This window comes from Nostoc sp. NMS8 (assembly GCF_017115045.1).
Classification (GTDB): Bacteria; Cyanobacteriota; Cyanobacteriia; order Cyanobacteriales; family Nostocaceae; genus Nostoc.
On record NZ_JABXKK010000090.1, the window covers coordinates 195,070 to 213,043 of the forward strand.

17 protein-coding genes are annotated in these 17,974 nt (G+C 40.7%); 11 read left to right on the top strand and 6 right to left on the bottom strand.

Annotated elements, in window-relative coordinates; genetic code table 11:
• Positions 1–98: 98 nt before the first annotated feature.
• Genes HWQ39_RS19580 through HWQ39_RS19590 form a run of 3 tightly spaced genes read left to right on the top strand, consistent with a single transcriptional unit; the run spans position 99 to position 2,059 of the window.
• Complete coding sequence (locus HWQ39_RS19580) at positions 99–668, top strand: hypothetical protein (RefSeq protein ID WP_292848628.1); 570 nt, start codon at positions 99–101, stop codon at positions 666–668.
• A 58-nt stretch (positions 669–726) separates the two neighbouring features.
• On the top strand, positions 727–1,104 hold the full coding sequence (locus HWQ39_RS19585) for a DUF4058 family protein (protein ID WP_292848631.1): 378 nt from the start codon (positions 727–729) through the stop codon (positions 1,102–1,104).
• Positions 1,097–2,059: a diguanylate cyclase gene (locus HWQ39_RS19590; RefSeq protein ID WP_292848634.1), complete on the top strand. Its 963-nt coding sequence runs from the start codon at positions 1,097–1,099 to the stop codon at positions 2,057–2,059. The genes HWQ39_RS19585 and HWQ39_RS19590 overlap by 8 nt, the downstream gene beginning before the upstream one ends.
• A 225-nt stretch (positions 2,060–2,284) precedes the next feature.
• On the opposite strand, the gene tatC is transcribed toward HWQ39_RS19590, so the two are convergent.
• A complete protein-coding gene (gene tatC / locus HWQ39_RS19595) occupies positions 2,285–3,079 on the bottom strand; it encodes a twin-arginine translocase subunit TatC (protein WP_292848637.1) in 795 nt (264 codons plus the stop codon).
• 104 nt (positions 3,080–3,183) lie between these two features.
• On the opposite strand from tatC, the gene HWQ39_RS19600 reads away from it, so the two are divergent.
• From HWQ39_RS19600 to HWQ39_RS19610, 3 genes are all read left to right on the top strand, one after another.
• The gene (locus HWQ39_RS19600) at positions 3,184–3,354 is read left to right on the top strand and encodes a hypothetical protein (RefSeq protein WP_292848640.1); all 171 of its coding nucleotides are present in this window, start codon (positions 3,184–3,186) and stop codon (positions 3,352–3,354) included.
• A gap of 172 nt (positions 3,355–3,526) precedes the next feature.
• Positions 3,527–3,757: a hypothetical protein gene (locus tag HWQ39_RS19605; RefSeq protein WP_292848643.1), complete on the top strand. Its 231-nt coding sequence runs from the start codon at positions 3,527–3,529 to the stop codon at positions 3,755–3,757.
• Between the two features lie 43 nt (positions 3,758–3,800).
• Entirely contained in the window at positions 3,801–4,658 is an 858-nt protein-coding gene (locus HWQ39_RS19610; protein WP_292848646.1) for an SDR family oxidoreductase, read from the top strand.
• 76 nt (positions 4,659–4,734) lie between these two features.
• Here the strand turns inward: HWQ39_RS19610 and HWQ39_RS19615 are convergent, their stop codons facing one another.
• A complete protein-coding gene (locus HWQ39_RS19615; RefSeq protein ID WP_292848649.1) occupies positions 4,735–6,801 on the bottom strand; it encodes a CHAT domain-containing protein in 2,067 nt (688 codons plus the stop codon).
• 107 nt (positions 6,802–6,908) lie between these two features.
• On the opposite strand from HWQ39_RS19615, the gene HWQ39_RS19620 reads away from it, so the two are divergent.
• Positions 6,909–7,412 (top strand): thioesterase family protein, encoded by a 504-nt coding sequence (locus tag HWQ39_RS19620; RefSeq protein WP_292848652.1) that lies wholly within the window; start codon positions 6,909–6,911, stop codon positions 7,410–7,412.
• 4 nt (positions 7,413–7,416) lie between these two features.
• Here HWQ39_RS19620 and HWQ39_RS19625 read toward each other — a convergent pair whose 3' ends face one another.
• The 3 genes from HWQ39_RS19625 to dxr all read right to left on the bottom strand — a co-directional run bounded on the left by HWQ39_RS19625 (position 7,417) and on the right by dxr (position 9,556).
• Positions 7,417–7,614, bottom strand: a complete 198-nt coding sequence (locus HWQ39_RS19625; protein ID WP_292848655.1) for a hypothetical protein — start codon at positions 7,612–7,614, stop codon at positions 7,417–7,419.
• A gap of 422 nt (positions 7,615–8,036) precedes the next feature.
• On the bottom strand, positions 8,037–8,186 hold the full coding sequence (locus HWQ39_RS19630) for a hypothetical protein (protein ID WP_292848658.1): 150 nt from the start codon (positions 8,184–8,186) through the stop codon (positions 8,037–8,039).
• Positions 8,187–8,359: 173 nt separating this feature from the next.
• Positions 8,360–9,556 (bottom strand): 1-deoxy-D-xylulose-5-phosphate reductoisomerase, encoded by a 1,197-nt coding sequence (gene dxr, locus HWQ39_RS19635; protein ID WP_292848661.1) that lies wholly within the window; start codon positions 9,554–9,556, stop codon positions 8,360–8,362.
• A gap of 429 nt (positions 9,557–9,985) precedes the next feature.
• Between dxr and HWQ39_RS19640 the strand changes: the two genes are divergently transcribed.
• From HWQ39_RS19640 to HWQ39_RS19650, 3 genes are all read left to right on the top strand, one after another.
• Entirely contained in the window at positions 9,986–11,293 is a 1,308-nt protein-coding gene (locus tag HWQ39_RS19640) for a mannosyltransferase family protein (protein WP_292848665.1), read from the top strand.
• Positions 11,294–11,333: 40 nt separating this feature from the next.
• On the top strand, positions 11,334–13,376 hold the full coding sequence (locus HWQ39_RS19645) for an EamA family transporter (protein WP_292848668.1): 2,043 nt from the start codon (positions 11,334–11,336) through the stop codon (positions 13,374–13,376).
• Between the two features lie 128 nt (positions 13,377–13,504).
• Positions 13,505–14,770, top strand: coding sequence for a mannosyltransferase family protein (locus HWQ39_RS19650; RefSeq protein ID WP_292848671.1), 1,266 nt, complete (start codon positions 13,505–13,507; stop codon positions 14,768–14,770).
• Between the two features lie 84 nt (positions 14,771–14,854).
• Here the strand turns inward: HWQ39_RS19650 and HWQ39_RS19655 are convergent, their stop codons facing one another.
• Positions 14,855–16,423 carry a glycosyltransferase family 39 protein gene (locus tag HWQ39_RS19655; protein ID WP_292848674.1) on the bottom strand — a complete coding sequence of 523 codons (1,569 nt, stop codon included), beginning with the start codon at positions 16,421–16,423 and terminating at the stop codon, positions 14,855–14,857.
• Positions 16,424–16,500: 77 nt separating this feature from the next.
• Here HWQ39_RS19655 and HWQ39_RS19660 point away from each other — a divergent pair, with 77 nt between their 5' ends.
• Positions 16,501–17,892, top strand: coding sequence for a DUF2079 domain-containing protein (locus tag HWQ39_RS19660; protein ID WP_292848677.1), 1,392 nt, complete (start codon positions 16,501–16,503; stop codon positions 17,890–17,892).
• Positions 17,893–17,974: the final 82 nt, after the last annotated feature.

Genomic DNA, 17,974 nt, shown 5'->3' on the forward strand with positions numbered 1-17,974 from the left:
GTAATAGCTAATTAAACTGATTTCAGGCAATTCTCCTTGTCTGAATTTTTAAATTAATATTCACAACTTTTTGATTTACAAAACCGCTCATCTTAGCTATGCACTCACCAAATCTGATCTCACTCTCCTCGCTCACCCCTTCACTACTGACTTCTTTAGAAACGTGCAGTGATGAATCGGTGTATGCTCCCGGCTATATTCAGCCGCATGGACTGTTGCTGATACTGCAAGAGCCACACCTGAGAATCTTGCAGATTAGTGAAAACGTGGAACAGTTTTTTGGGATTTCGGCAGAAGCATTACTGGGTCAACCATTACAACGGTTGTTTTCTGGCGATCAAGTGCAGCAACTTGCTGGGTATCTAGCTCAAGATAACTTGGAGCTTTGCAATCCGTTTGGGCTAAAAACGCGGCGGAGGGTTGCTCAGACTGATTGGCAACTGAAAAATCAAACATTTAGAGGTGTGATGTATCGGATGGTAGATGGGTTGATTCTGGAACTAGAACCTCAGCAATCCAGCAACAGCAGCCATTCAACCCAGTTCTATCACCGCTTGCAAGGGGCGATCGCGAAGCGCTGCTGCGTTGTGGTCTCTGAAAGAGAAGCCTCTTTGCAAGGAGAAGCGCAGATTGCAAATCTAACCCAAACTCAAGGAAGCGATAAATAAATGTAAAAAAAGCATTAATTTAGAATCGTTCTAATTGCTCATTTCAGGATAGTAAACTATGAATTATCCATTTCCCGGAATGAATCCTTATTTAGAAAATCCTGTGTTTTGGTCAGAAGTACATCATCGATTGATAAGAGCGATCGCAGATACTATTGAGCAAAATATTCCCCCACAGTATCGAGTTGCAATTGAACAACGTACTTATTTAAGTGATGACTTCGACTCTGTATTAGTTGGTATACCCGATGTTTCGGTTTTTTCTCAACGAAAATTACCACAGCAATACTCATCAACCACTACCCACAAAGAAACATCAGAAGGTATCACAGTGATGATACCTTTACCTGAACATATTACGGAAAATTACTTAGAAGTTCGAGAAGTTTCTACGGTTTTTTTGAATTGTTACTATTCCCCATTCCTCTATGGCTAATTTACTTAAATCTCCTTCGGAAACGAATATCCTCGTCGTAGACGATACCCCTGATAATCTACGGTTGTTAGCCAAAATACTAGAGTTACAGGGTTATACCATTCGTAAATCCATCAACGGGAGAATGGCATTACAAGCCGCCGAACGACATCCGCCGGATCTGATTCTGCTTGACATTAATATGCCCGAAATGAATGGCTATGAGGTTTGTCAACAGTTGAAAGCATCAAAAACAACAGATCAAATTCCGATTATTTTTATTAGTGCCCTTGACCAAATCAATGATAAATTGCAAGCTTTTGAATTGGGCGGACAAGACTATATCACCAAGCCATTTCAAGAACTTGAAGTGCTAATGCGAGTCAGAAACCAGTTACTTATCAAACAGCAACATCAAGAACTTATTGAGCAAAATCAACGCCTAAAGCATGAAATTCAGGAACGCCTGAAGGCTGAAGCAGAGGTAAGGCAGCTATCTTTAACTGATGAATTGACAGGACTATATAATCGACGTGGTTTCTTTTGGCTGGCAAATCAGCAATTCAAAATTTCTAAACATAGACAAACCTTCTCCTGTCTTTTTTTTGTTGATTTAGATGGTTTAAAGCATATTAATGACTCTCTAGGGCATGAAACCGGAGATAGAATGCTTATTAACATAGCCCAATTACTAAAACAAAGCTTCCGTGAGTCGGATATTGTTGCCCGTATAGGAGGAGATGAGTTTGTCATATTTGTTTCTGTCTGCTCTACCCATAATACAGATGAATTTTCTCCGCGATTGCAAGCAAATATTGATCGCTTTAATCAAGAGCATAATTACTCATATCAACTATCTATAAGTATTGGTGCCACCCAATGTGCTTTAAATGAAAACGTTTCATTAGAACAATTGATAGAAGAGGCTGACAAGGTAATGTATGAGCATAAACGTGCTAAACGTCTCGTAACTTAACAAAACATAAATATTGGCATCAGTTGCCAGAATTGAATTCTGAATTCTGTATAACTGGTGAGTCAAGGCTTTGATTAAAACTTTTTACCTATTCTCTATTACTTATAGGACTTACGCAAAATATCTTTCTTTGTGCCCTCTGTGCCTCTGCGGTAGCCTGCGGCAAGCCACTTCGTGTCTACGTTATTTTGTAACTCGTGCGTAAGTCCTAACTTATTCCAAATGTTATTTCCCCGTGAGCTTTACTAACCCCACACCGCCGAAATAAAGCGCTAAAACTGCTCCCGCTAAAAGACTTTGAGTTAGGGGGTCAGTAGAAGGTGTCAGGACGGCTCCTAAAACCACTGCTCCCATAATCACGTAACGCCAACCAGAAACCATCTGTTGAGAGGAGACAATATTCAAATTACCGAGCAACAGTTGGATGATGGGAATTTGAAATGCTAAACCAGTGCTGAATAACAGTAGCAGCACAAATTCAAAATATTTATCAATTGACCAAAGTTGTTCAACTACATCTGCTCCGTAGCTGATGAAAAATTTCAATGCGGCGGGGATAAGAAGTAAATAGGCAAATACCAAACCCGCTGCAAACAGCACACTCGAACCCAAAACCACAGGCCCCAGTAAACGGCGTTCGCGGCGAGTCAGTCCTGGAACTACAAACTGGATAATTTGGTAAAGAATGAAAGGACTAGAAATTATGAAGCCAGTGTAAGCTGCCACTTTGAGGGAGACAAAGAAATATTCTCCGGGTGCAAGTTGGAGAAATTTTACTCCTTGTGCTGGAACTTCAAGTAGTTGAACAATGGGCTTAACGGCAAAGAAACAGCCGATAATACCCACAGCTACGGCAATCAGCGAATAGAAAATCCGCTGCCGCAACTCTTCTAGGTGGTCGAAAAGGGACATTTCGATTTCACCTGGCAACTCATCAAGAGGATCGGTGTCTGAGTTGCCATATTCTTCAGGATCGATGTTGGGAACGTTTATAGTATCTACGTCTTGTGAAGGCGTCACGTCGCTTCGCTCCGAATTCAAAATTCAAAATACCCTACGAGAACGCCAAAGGCGTACAAAATTCAAAATTAACAATCCCATAAATAAATTTAGGGGCTTGTATCATGAGTGTTTGTTGGTCATCCAGCATTTCGGTGACTCAGCATTCTTCATTATTTTATCTGGGGAATGCAGTTACCATAGATATGTTTTTGGGTGCTGTGGGTTTTTTGTCCTGTTTTTTGGGTTTGCATCTGCATAAGTTAGTAGGAAGCCATCTTGTAGGCAATGCCTAACCTGAAAAAGGGTGGAACCGATAATTAAGAAATCACGTCTCTGCAACCAGTAGCGCTGAGTAAATTCACACAACTTCAAAACTTCAACATTTAACACTCAGTTTTAAAAATCCGGTTCATCAAGGTGGCATCTATACATAGCGTAATCGGAAATTTTTAGCTGAGGTTGGGTATGAATCGGACAATTTGCATTGCCCTCATGGCATTGCCTATTTATTTATACAATGTTGAGCTAGGCAATACTTGTAGTAGTGACGTGACTATTGTTAAAAACCAGTTTTCCACAATAGCTGCTCTAATTGCTTACAGTACAAATGCTCAATCACGCATATTACCGTGGCAAATATCGGCTAGAGATGACCAAACCGAAGATTGCCTTCGGCTTGGTATTTGCAAAGATTGATACTAATTCGTAATTACGGCAGCCCCATCATCAAAGAAAATTAATGGTTTTAGAATATCAACGTACAGTAGTGGTTACAGGAGCCTCAACAGGAATTGGTCAGGCTACTGCTTTGCTTTTAGACCAGTTGGGCTTCTCTGTTTTTGCTGGCGTGCGTCAAGATATTGATGCTCAAACACTTAAACAGAAAGGATCGCCAAGGCTGATTCCGATTTTTTTAGATGTTACTGACGCTGAATCGATCGCAGTTGCCGTTGATAAGGTCACAAATGCTGTCGGTGGTGGGGGGATTTTGGGTTTAGTGAATAATGCCGGAATTGCTGTGCCTGGCCCCTTAGAATTATTAACGATCGCAGAATTTCAACAACAAATGCTGGTGAATGTCACCGGACAATTAGCAGTCACACAAGCGTTTCTTGGTCTATTACGCCAGAGTCGGGGGCGAATTGTCAATATGGGTTCCATTGCTGGTAGAAGTCCGACGCCGTTCTTGGGAGCTTACAATGCGTCAAAATTTGCCTTCGTTGCACTCAATGATGTGCTGCGGATGGAGTTAAGACCTTGGGGAATCTCCGTTTCTATTATCGAACCTGGTGCGATCGCTACCCCAATTTGGGAAAAGTCTCTCAGTCAATCGGAAACAGCACAGGATGATTTACCACAATCGGCACAAAATCTCTACGGACAAGCAATGAATATTGTCCGCAAAAAAATGCAGATTCTTGCATCTGGGGGAATTTCTGCGGATATTGTCGCTCAAACCGTTATTCAGGCGCTCACTGCAAATAAACCTAAGACGCGCTATCTTGTTGGACAAGATGCCAAAATTGGAGCGTTACTAAAGCATATTTTGCCCGATCGCCTACATGACAGGATAATTTTATACTCAATGGGACTGTAAGTAGGTGGGCGTAAATATTTGTCGTTGAGATAAGGCAGGAGGCCTCCCGCCCTCTGCCTCTCCTGATAAAAGCGGGCTAAAGTCCATTACCAATCAAAATAAAAGATGCCCAATAATATGGGTGACTAAAGTTACTAGCTGCTACAGGTGCGTTTTGACCTAGAGACTTCCAGTTTCCCTTAATCAATGAGACTTGAGCTTTTCTTAAAGCTTCAACTTTAGTCAAATTCTCAGTAGATAGGATACCATAAAAAGCACTCATGAGTGCTTGTGTACCACCATCATCCACAGACCACAAAGAGGCGATCGCAGCTCTTGCGCCAGTTTGTTGCATCTGATAGCCAAAGCCCAAAATTTCCTCACCGTTACCTAACTTGCCTCCCAAGCCGGTTTCACAGGCGCTCAACACTACCAAATCTACATGGGGGAGTGACCAAGTGGCGACATTTCTAAAATTAACGCGATCGCCATTTCCGAATAAAATAAACGAATCTTCTGGTTTACCCACCACAAAAGCGGCATGAGTCGCTAAATGGACAATTGTATAATCATCCATTTGGGGTACAGCAACGCTGGGGGTAAAGGCATCGTCTAAAAGCTTCTTAGTTTCAGGAACCGCAGCTGCTACACTTTCCACCTCCTGCGTTGCAAAGGGTAAGCCAGCGTAAGCAACTTGCCGATTACCAACTTTGATTTGATAATTACCTTTAGTAAAAGCACCTGCTAAAACTCGCAAAGTAGATTGTTTTGGGGTATTTAAGTTAGTCAGACTGGCAGATGTAATGTGATTCACATTAAAGCGTTGCACTAGCCATTGCTTGCCATCATATAAAGCAGTTAAAGGAATGTAGCGTAACTGGTCATCGGGAGCGTAAATTAGAGTTTGTGTACCTGATGACTCCAGGTCTTTTTCTATCGGTTTAATTAGCCAGTCATACAATTGGTGTGCAGGTGCTTTGATATTTTGACTGGGATCGATTAAAGCTTGGCGGAAAACAGCAATTGTTTGATGGAGGTTTTCGCGCTTTACAGCAACGGTACGATGAATTGGTGGAGATTCAGCAGTTACCAATACCAATTCCAAGCTATCTTTTAAAATCAGTGGGTAGAGTAGTGCCGATTTTTGCGGCAATCGTGCCAAATTATCCCGAAGTTCGTTGAGATTCTCCAAATCCAAATTTTGCCGCCTAGCTGTACGGCTAATTTGCTCTACCTGTGCTTTCACTGAAGGACTATTGATAAATTCGTTAAATTCATCTAGAATTTGCTGTTGATTTAAGACTAATTGCTCGATGCGTTGTTTTTGTTCAAGCGATCGCTGTTCGGGCTTAATTTTCCGTAGTTTTGTCAGTTCTTTACCCAACACAACAGCATTATCCACGCTTTGATCCAACTTTTGTTTAATTGGTTTTTCTGTTGCCGCTATATTAATACCTTTGACAGTACGTTGATTACCTGACACATTTTGGAGATATTCTTCTAGTTCTTCAACCTTGAGTAAATCCATTGTCCTTTGTGCTTCAGCAACACGTTCTTGTTTGAGTAATCGTTCACCCAAAATACGATATGTCTGGCTAACAGTTATGCTGTAAGCATCTGGCTGCGGCACACTCAGCGCTGATGGATTCAACCGAGCTTTCTCACGATTAATTAAGCAGTGCTTATAGAAAAAAACTGCTAACTCTGGTTGGTTTTGAGTATCGAATAAGTAACCTATATTACTGTAGGTTTTACCAAGTCGAACCAGATCCCCAAGTTCTTTGTTAATTAATAGAGCTTGCTGATAAGATTGAAGTGCTTCGGGATACTTTTTTTGACTTTGGTAGATTCTACCGATGTTGTTGAATGTTACCGCTTCCCAAGAACGCTCTCCAAGTTCTCTGCTGATGGCTAATGCTTTTTGTAATTTATGCAACCCTTGTGTCAATTGACCTTGGCGAGATTCTTTGATAGCTTCTTCATTGAGCCTTGCAACTTCTGATAGTTGATTATTCTTGGGTAAAGCTTGAGCTTTTTCTCCAGATTTGTACCTAAACCTTGCATTTGTGCTTACCTGATTATTGTCTGGGTATGCCATCCCAAAACCTAGTAAACTAAGTAGAGTCAAAGCAAAAACATTAACATACTTAAGATTAGGCTGCATAATCAAATACTCCCTATTCCAGGAAGGTAAATATTAAATCAAGAAGTCCGGCAACGCAATTAATTTTTATTGATTTGGAAAATTTATAGGTGCTGAGAAATTTGAAGATGTCAGAAGAAAAACCTAGCCAACCAAAATTACCACCAACCAGCGCCCTTGACAATCCATCAAGTCATGAATTTGGGAATTGGTTTGAATATCCTGTGAGAGTACAACCCCACCACACTGACTATGCAGGCATTGTCTGGCACGGTTCCTATATAGCTTGGATGGAAGAAGCACGCATTGAATGTTTGCGATCTATCGGGGTTGAATTTGCTGATTTAGTCACTATCGGCTGCGATTTACCAGTTGTAGAACTGTCGGTGCGCTATCATCACTCAATTCAATTAGGTCTAACAGTGGTGGTAAAAACGCGTATGGCTGAGGTGACTGGCGTCCGAATAATTTGGGATTATGCCATTGTCTCAACTGATGGACAACAATTGTACGTCACCGCCAAGGTGACTTTAGTCGCTTTAGATCGCGAAAGAGGCAAGATTATGCGTCAGTTGCCAGCAAGTGTTAAGGATGCATTAGCCAAGATTTCGGCATTAAATAACAATTTTTAATTTTCTATTTGCCACTTTGTATCTGGGAGATAGTTTGAGCAAACTGCGTTACGTGCTGCCAGATATCTTGCGGGGTAATGCCAAAACTGATATTTAATAAAATTAGGATTGCGGCAATAGTTAATGCACTCTTTAGGGTTGCTTTTAGCAACTTCCATAATATTATGAAGACAATCCAAGCTATAATCAAGGTAGCAATCATAATATATAAATTCCTTAATAGTAGGCGTTATCGGAAAACCCGTTTATTCAGAAAAGATAAACTTTTATCTGAGTAACAATTATTAGTGCTAAAGCTATTAGACCTAATTTTGAATAGATACTAAAGCTCAGATTTTTTATGTAACTGTGCCAATGCCATATTACCTGAAAATGAGACGAAAATGCAGAGCAGAGGCAAGTTATTTGGCAATTTGGCAGAGTTACTGAAAAGACTTTTCTAAAGCTTTTGTATCACTAATCACAAGATACAATAGTTATATTAGGACTCCGATTTAATTTTTGAAAACATACTGAGACCGAAAAGCCTGTTTTATCAGGGTTTCATTTGACATTTTGTTCAGAAATCAGACAGGAGTCTTAATAGTTGCCAAAAAATCTATTTGGCGACTAGTAATTTAATGATTACTGCATCAACTCGAAGGAGTCAAAAAACTTTCTGACATCACTGACTTGAGTCATCTGGAGAGAATATTTTCTATTCTGCTGCTGGTGCGATCGCATTTTTGATTTGGGAGAAGTGCGATAGCGAAGCGCTGACTTGTCAGTTCGCATTTTTGTTGAAGTTGGGTAAGTGCGATGTCTGACGACAAGCCTTTCGGCTACGCATTTTTGATATTGGGGAAGTGTAATATTTGACCGTTAGCCTTCAGCATTAGGCTGAAGGCTAAACAAGAATTGGTCAAAAGCCAGAAAATCTGCCTTTTGGGTATCTGAATTAAAGGTTTTTATCGCAGAGAAATTATCTGCGAGTGAGTCTCTAACTTTTCAGTCGCTATTAAAACTTCTTGTCTTGCCCATTTATCTGCTGCCAAAATGTCATCTAAAGAGGGATTTGTACGGTTATCATTTTGATGGCGATCGCACACCCTTTCGATACACCGGGGAATATCTAAAAAGCGAATTTTTTCATCTAAAAATAAAGCCACAGCTTGCTCATTGGCGGCATTCAACACAGCTGGCATGGAACCACCAGCTTTACCCACAGCATAAGCCAACCGCATACAAGGATACTTCTGGTGATCTGGTTCCCGGAAGGTTAAATTTCCAGCTTTGACTAAATCTAGTCGTTCCCAGTTGGTGTAAATGCGATCGGGCCAAGATAAAGCATAGAGTAAGGGTAAGCGCATATCCGGCCAACCCAGTTGGGCTAAAACTGAAGTATCTTGCAATTCAATCAGCGAGTGAATAATACTCTGGGGATGAATGACAATTTCGATATTGTCATAATCCAACCCAAACAGAAAGTGAGCCTCAATTACTTCCAGCCCTTTATTCATCAAAGTAGCAGAGTCTACTGTGATTTTCCGCCCCATCGACCAATTCGGATGCTTGAGGGCATCAGCTACGGTTACATCTGCTAACTTTTCTACATCCCAGTCTCGGAAAGCCCCACCCGATGCAGTCAGCAAAATTTTCCGCACACCTCCCTTTGGCACACCTTGGAGGCATTGAAAGATTGCGGAATGTTCGGAATCGGCTGGGAGTAATTTGACACCATGTTTTTCAACTAGGGGTAGAACCACAGGTGCGCCGGCAATCAGGGTTTCTTTGTTCGCTAAGGCAATATCTTTACCAGCTTCAATCGCAGCGATGGTAGGTAGCAAACCAGCACAACCAACGATCCCCGTAACAACAGTTTGGGCATCGCCGTAACGAGCAACTTCTATCACTCCGGCGTCACCCGCCAGTAGAATCGGTTGGGGATCGAGGTCAATGATTGCTTCTTTGAGGGCTGGTAATTGGTCTTCTGAGGAAATTGCTGCTATTTTCGGTCGAAATTGCCGAATTTGAGCAGCCAACATTTCCACATTACGCCCAGCTGCCAATCCCACAATCTGAAATTGATCTGGGTACTGAGTGACAATATCTAAAGTCTGAGTACCAATAGAACCAGTGGAACCAACAAGAGTAATCGCTTTCACAATTGCTTAAGGATTTACAGACAACTCCCACTATAAATTGCTGGGGACTCTTTAATCACAGCAATCACCATAATCGATACATTGCAGAGGATGAGGGGAAGAAGGAAAGTGCCCGCGTGTCTCTATGCCCTCTTTTACTCGTCCCTGCGCCAGCCCCAATTTGTTAATTTCAAAGTTTTACAACAGATAAATCTCAAAAGATATAACTAGACAAAAGATGTATTTATAAATACTATCTTTTTAAAGATAAACTCCGAGATAATTGGCAAAAGTAACCAAATAGGAAATAATTTCAATTAACTGCTAATTTGTCCAGTTTGTTAATTATGTTGGTGCAGGATTTAATATGCAAGATGTTACTCATAAATTGCTGCGTTACAGCTATATGTAAAAGGATGCAGAAAGGAGTTTGTTAAAGCACTCAAGTTTATGGTCAAAGTTCAGATAGTTATAAAAAAAGTTTTATGGAACAATGATTTCCTGTTTCCAGCCACAATATGGTTTGCCAGTCGAATATTTATTTGGACTGCTATGTTGCTGATTGCGCCAAAACTACCGTTACCAGCAGAAGACTTTTTGCCCCATTTTGGTTGGGGGATTTTTGATGCTTGGGATAGTGTGCATTATCGAGCGATCGCAACTTCGGGATATGAATTTGCCAATGACGGCAAACAGCATAATCTGGCCTTCTTTCCCTTATTTCCCTTAAGCATCTGGGTTTTGATGAAGCTGGGCTTAACGTTTGAACTAGCAGGTATGTTAGTCAACAACTTGGCATTTTTTGCAGCGCTTTACTGTTTATACTTTTGGGCCAAGGAGCATTATGGCATCAATGCAGCCCATTGGGTGACAGCTGTGGTTTCTTTATATCCGTCTTCTATGTTTACAGGAGTGATTTACACAGAGGGGCTGTATTTGTTTTTGAGTACGGCAACTTTACGCGCCTTTGATCGAAAACAGTATGGCTGGACTGCCCTTTGGGGTGCGATGGCCACAGCAACACGTCCTACAGGTATAGCACTAATTCCAGCATTGGCGATCGCAGCCTGGAAAGAACGCCGACCACCTATTGCCTACATAGCTGGTTTGACTACCGCTATTGGCATACTTTTATTCAGTTTGTATTGTGCGATTTATTTTGGTAACCCTTTAGCTTTTATCGAAGCACAAAAAGGATGGCGACCAACTCTGGGCTTTGATTGGCAGGGTTGGTTAAATATGTTCATGCAAATTGTAGTCGGCAGAGAAAATTGGCAGAATGGTTGGGTTCAGAACCCCTCTGGCGGGATTCAAGACCCTTGGTATCTCTTCTTGTTTGGCTTGAGTGTTGCCAATAGCTATCTTTTATGGCGTTTCCGTCAACGTTTTAGTTCTGTAAAATTATTCTATGGCTTTTATGCTTTAGCCTTACTTTTGTTGATTCTAGCAAGCGAACAGTGGATTAATAGCTTGCTCAACTTGTTCATGGTCTTGGGTGGTGCCTATATATTGTGGCACTTACACACGCAACTGACGCCAGTTACAGTGATTTATGGCTTTTGTGGTATTGGTTTGCTGTTAGCTTCTGGAGGCACCATCTCCTTGAGCCGTCTCGCTTATGGTATTGTGCCTTTGAATATAGCCATTGGTGTGCTGTTATCTCGCCATCCTCGTCAGGGATATTTAATATTGGGGGCTTTTATAACACTACTAGCCAAAATAGCTGTAGGATTTGCCCAAGAGCGTTGGGTTGGTTAGAGGGTTGATCCATATAGTTGAGTTGCATTGAAATTTTCTAATGACTTTATTTAATCAAACGAAGATCGCGATCGCTTCATTATTTCTAGGTGTAGGTGTCATATCTTTTGGCTCTATTTTTATGAAATTGAGCGAAATGGAACTCAGCCCCAGTGCCACTGTATTTAATCGCTTTTGGCTTGCTAGTGTGGTCTTCTTACTCTGGCATGGATACAAGGCAATACGGCAGCGATTTTCCAGAGAAAAATCTGTAGAACAGCAGCCCTACACCAGTCAGGATATATTGCTATTGGTAGGTGCTGGTATTCTTTGGGCTGCCACTTTAGTTTTGTTGGCTTGGTCACTTACTCAAACTAGTGTGGCAATTTCTAGTGTGTTGCATAATCTTGCCCCCATATTTACTAGTTTAGGGGTGTGGCTGTTATTTCATAAGCGTTTTGAGCGCCAATTCTTGATTGGGATGGTCGTTGCGCTTGGGGGAGCGATCGCGATTGAATTTGAGGAACTGCAAATAGCCACAGATGAACTTCAAGGAGGCTTGGCTGCGATCGTTTCGGCAATTTTCTTGAGTGCCTACCTGCTAATCGTAGAAAAATTACGCACCAAATTTTCTCCGGTCACAATCCAGTTGTGGATCTGTGCGATCGCAGCTTTAGCTATTTTCCCCATACTTTTATTCACTCAAGATCGACTTTTCCCTTCTACAGTCAACGGATGGCTTTGGGTCATTTCCCTAGCTGTAATCTGCCAAGTTTTAGGTCATGGGCTTTTGACCTATAGCCTTGCCAAATTTTCCTCTGTGGTTGTCTCCTTGGTGCATCTTTTAGAGCCAGTATTTAGCGGCATTTTCGCTCTGGTAATATTTTCGGAAACATTAACTTTATCAAATTGGGTAGGGTTCGCCGTAGTTTTAATCGGTTTATACTTAGCCGTATCTAGCCAAGCTGCTGTTAATTTGCCGTTTCAGGAATCAGTCACAAATATAGTTAACACTTTCGTTAAAAGTATGACGAGCAAACTGTCATTACTAAAGCAACAATTCTCCGAAACACCAGCTTTATTAGGAACTGTCTCATTATTATTTGCCCTAATTCCTATATCTTTAGCACCATCTCTAACCAAATTGTGTCAACAAGAAATTGGTGCAAATGCTGTAGTATTTCATCGCAGTTGGATTGCTACAGTTGTCTTTGGTCTGTGGAATGGACTTGAGGCTTTCCGCTACCAACAGTCTATTGAAGGAGGCAGGAGGGAAGAGGCAGGGGGACTCGGGGCCCCCTCTGGGGATAGGGGGAAGAGGGGGCAGGGGGCAGGGGGCAATATTACTCCTGCCTTTATTGATAACCAATCTATAGAACAGAAGCCTTTTACTTTTACGAAACAAGAAGTGTGGCTATTGTTGGCAATGGGAACCTCTGCTGGAACCTACCTTCTCTTGTGGGCTTGGGCGCTGAGTCAAACGAGTGTTGCCAATGTGGCTTTACTGTCTAATTTGAACTCCTTATTTGTTGCTTTAGCTGGATATCTGTTATTCGGTCGGCGTTTTGATCGCAGATTCGTGATTGGTCTGGTCATCGCCTTGGGGGGAGCGATCGCATTTGAACTCAATAAGGTACAATTTGCAACTGACCAAATATTGGGTGATACCTTAGCATTGCTCACTGCGGTTTTCATGGCCACGTGTATGCTGCTGATAGAACGACTCAGAACCCGATTTAGCACTGCAACTATCATGCTGTGGCGCTGTGGAGTGACAACAATGTTTCTACTACCCGTCCTCCCATTCCTCGAAAATAGACTATTTCCCTATTCCTGGACAGGTTGGTTTTTCATCATTTTCCAAGCTCTCTTCTGTCAAGTCTTGGGTCAGGGACTTTTAGCTTATAGCCTCAGCAGAATCTCTTCAGGAGTTGTCGCCGTCACGCTTCTTCTAGAACCAGTTCTAGCTTCCATTTTTGCTTGGTTTATTTTTTCCGAAAAAGTAGGCTTGTTTGACTGGGCAACTTTTGCCGTAGTTTTAGCGGGTATCTATCTAGCTCAATCTAGTCAATCTACTGTTCAAGTAACAAACGAAAGCTTGTAGCATCATGACAGTTAGCTACAAGAATTAGCAATCAAGCTTTTTGTAATGGCTGTTAATTTTTTATGCCTTTCTATTACAAAATAGTGTTACTAGAATATCAATCAAGGTTAATTTATCTATCTGTAAAGATGAAGATCAGAAAAAAAATTTTAGCTAATGGGTTATTTTTTGTCATAGCAATGTGGCTCTCTAGTAGACTTTTAATAGTTACCACTATGTTACTAATTGCCCCATTGTTCCCAACTCCATCAAATGGTGCTTCTGCCACCTTTAGCTGGGATGTTTTTTATGCTTGGGATAGCGTTTGGTATGAGAAAATTATGACTTCTGGTTATGATTTTTCTAGTAACTTTAATGAAATGCATACAGTTGCATTTTTCCCTTTATTCCCATTGTTAAGCCGTATCCTTATGTTCGTGGGCTTTACTCCCAAAGTGGCAGGTATATTAGTTAACAACTCAGCTTTTTTTGCTGCTTTACTCATACTTTTTTATTGGGTACAGGAGCTTTACGGAACAAGCACAGCACGATGGGCGACAGCTACTTTAGTATGGTGTCCCTATTCCCTTTATGGAACTGTAATTTACACTGAAGGTCTATTTTTATTGTGTACTACATCTGCCTTACGAGCTTTTGATAAAAAGCAATATATTTGGGCAGGGTTCTGGGGAGCATTATCTACAGCAACGCGACTACCTGGAGTTGCGCTCATCCCTGCTTTTCTATTTGTTTCTTGGAAAGAACGTAGAGGTATAAAAGCCTATATTGCCAGCTTAAGTGTTGGTTTGGGTATATCTCTGTACAGTCTTTATTGTCAAATTCAATTTGGCGACGCTTTGGCTTTCATTCATGTACAAAAAGCGTGGCGTGGTGATGCAACAGGGTTTGCTTGGCAAGGTTGGTGGAAGATGCTGATGCAAATTACGGTAGGTTTAACTAATTGGGAATCGGGCTATATCAAAGACCCTTTGCATCCGTTATTATTTTTAATAATTATTGTTAGTGGTTATTTATTATGCCGCTTTCGTTTACATCTAGGGATGATTAAATTCCGCTATGGATTATATTTTTTATGGCTATTATTGTGGATATTGACAGGAGATGAAATAGTTAAAATTGTCCTAGTTTTTGGGGGAATCTATTTACTATGGTTCTCACGAGCTAAAATTCCCCTTGTTACTGTTGCCTATGGGTTTTCTTCGTTCGCTTTAATTTTAAACACTGGGATTACACCCTCGGCTGAACGCTACGCTTACGGGATTATATCGCTGTCAATGGCATTCGGGTTATTACTTGCTCGTTATCCTCGTTGGGGATACCCAATTATGTACTTTTTTGCAATACTAATGTTCATATTTTCTATTCGATTTGCCCGCGATCTTTGGGTAGCTTAAGTTGATTAATCTGATTGTTAGTTTACCCATAAATTAGATCCCCGCCTTCTTTGAGAAGTCGGGGATATGTGGCTTTTGGTATAATTAATTTTTGGTAATTAGCGTAAATCCATTAGCTGCTCCTATAATTTGACTACCAGTTAAATTGATTTGCTGTAAAGCCGCATTGTCTAATAGCAAATGAGATTTATTAGATAACATTTTTTGTAAAAGTGGCACAGTCGCAGCAGTGACTTTACAATCGCTGTAAAAGTCTAAGCTAGGACGCCCATAAGCAAAAGAAGTATAAATTTGTGTTCCTGGTGAAACATTTGCCCGAATTAATTCTGCTACTGGTTTAACTGGAAAAGCTTCCTTTAATTCCCAAATCCAAGATTGCGAACTCATTAATAGTGCTAAAACTAAATACATGCCTGTAAATAACACTGGAATAAAGTTGCGATCGCGCTTTTTAACTAGCCATGCTGTGATACCCATACTTATTGTCAAAATAATGCTCATGACTATCAAAATAGGCTGTTTTTTCAGATAAAAGTAAACACAACCTCCTAAACCGGCAACAGCAATAATAGTCAGAAATATAGTCCAAGTTCTTACCCGAAAATTACCGTGTTGCCAAATTTCGCTAAGTCTAGCACCAATTGCTAAAGCTAAAAATGGATATACAGGCATGACATACCAAGGCAGTTTAGTTCTCATCAAAGAAATAGTTCCTAAGTAAATAATTGTACCTAATAGAACTAGAGAACCCCAGGTATGATGACGTTCTTTCCAAGCTAGATAAAGCCCTCCAGGTAAAAATAATAGCCAGGGAAAACCATATTTAAGTAATTCTAATAAATAGTACCAAACAGGCCCGCTATTACCTTCAACGGTTTGTACAAGGCGGTCAAAGGCTTGTGCTTGAAAATGCACTTCTAAGAAAGTATTTCCATAATGTTGCCACTGAGCAATGTACCAAGCGATCGCAGGGGCATTTCCTAACAAAATTCCTACCCAGAGATAGGGATTTTTTAACAAAGCTAATTGTCGATCGGCAAGCAAAAATAAACAGGCGATCGCCCCCAACAGCAAAACTATCATTCCCTTAGTCAATATAATTAACCCCAGACAAAATCCCACCCCTAGAGCATATTTTCGGTTCTGACGTGCCTTTAAAAGACAAAACAGCAAAAGCAAGAAAAAAGAAATAGTCATCCCATCTAACATTGCTAGTCGCCCATGACGCACCACAGGTAACATCGTCAAGTAAACTAAAGCAGCAAATAGAGCCGGTAAACTTTGCTTAAAGGCTAAACGCCCCACCAAGTAAAGCAAAGGCACTCCCAAGGCAGTTAAAACTGCACCAGGTAAGCGTGTGGTGAATTCTTGTACTCCTCCTAAGTGGTAGCAGCAAGCAATTAACCATTGCATCAAAGGCGGTTTTAATAAAAATGGTTCACCCTGAATAGTTGGATAAAGCCAGTTACCAGTGCGATAAATTTCTCTAGCGACTAGAGCGTAAGTACCTTCATCCCAATCTCGTAAAGGGGAGTTTCCTAAAAATATCAGCCAGAGAACTAGAGATATTACCAGTAAGCTAAATAACCATTCTTTTTCTTGGAATACGATCGTTCTTTTTGTGAATAGCTTTACAATATTTGTGCTATACATTTAGGTCTGATAATCGTAGTGAATAATATTGCTAATTATGCATCTAAAATACTCACAGTGAAAACTTTTTTGGTGGTATGAGGAAAAAATTCAATCAGCTTGGTTATCTTAGTTGGATAATTGGCGTGAGTGCCTTAATTTTGTTTGGATGCAGCAGCTTACGACATGAGTTATTTCAATCAACCGCTTTTGACTTAGGAATTTTTGACCAAGCGGTTTATTTAATTAGTCAAGGGGAACCGCCTATTAGTTCTTTCATGGGTTTTCATATTCTCGGCGATCATGCTGCTTGGATATTCTATCCCCTGGCTTTACTGTATAAAATTTACCCTAGTGTTTACTGGCTATTTGCTGTGCAGTCAATTGCCTTGGCATTAGGCGCTTTGCCAATTTGGTATCTAGCGCGTCAAGCTGGACTGAAGGAAAACCAAGCAATAGCGATCGTATTTGTATATCTCTTGCAGCCATTGATGTTTAATGCCAATTTATTTGATTTTCACCCGGAAGTGATAGCTGTACCACTACTATTGACAGCGGTTTTAGCGGCACGTTTAGGTCAGTTGGGATGGTTTTGTTTAAGTATTTTTGTGGTCTTGGGATGTAAGGAAATATTGTCTCTCACTGTTGCTGGAATGGGAGTTTGGTTACTGTTGTTTGAAAAACGGCGTTTATATGGTGCGATCGCTCTTGGTGCTGGTGTCGCCTGGTTTTTGATTGCTACTCAGGTAATTATTCCTTTTTTCAACAGTGCAGAAGCAACAGCGTTGGTACGTTACAACTATTTAGGTAATTCAGTTTTAGGCATTGCTAAAAATCTCGTTTTTCAGCCAGGACTAATTTTGGGAAAGGTTTTTGTATTGGATAACCTAGAATATTTAGTTCTGGTGCTAGCACCTGTGATTTGGTGGCTTTCCCTACCAGGAATAAAACCTTTGGTAGGAGCTATTCCTTGTTTGGCGCTCAACATCCTAGCTGATTACCCACCTCAAAAAAACCTGATTCTTCAGTACTCTCTTCCAGCGCTACCATTTCTGTTGTTGGCTGTAATTTCTAGTCTTGCCGCAGGTAGGGGATTGCTACAAAATAAACGAGCAATCATTCTGTGGTCATTAGTGGTATTTTTAAGTCTGGCAAAATTTACCTTTTTTGGAGGTAAATACTTAAAATCTATAGATAATTGGCAAGCTACAAAACAAGCGATGGCTCAGATTCAAACTCAAGGAAGTGTTTACACCACAGCACAAATTTCCCCGCATTTAAGCCACCGAAAATTGATTACATTTACAAATAACGATTCCCCACCTGCTGATTTAAATACTTATAATTATGTATTACTGAATGTCCGTCATCCCAGTTGGTCAAATACTCAGGAGTTTACTGCTAGCTTGGTAAATAAACTGAAAAATAATCAAGAATTCCAGTTGAAATATCAGCGTGATGAGGTGTATTTATTCGTCAAAGTCGCTTGAGCAAAAGTTTTTGGATAAATTTATTTTTATCGAAACAGAATTCAGTTGGGTATTCTATACAAGTGGCAAATAGCGCAGTGTA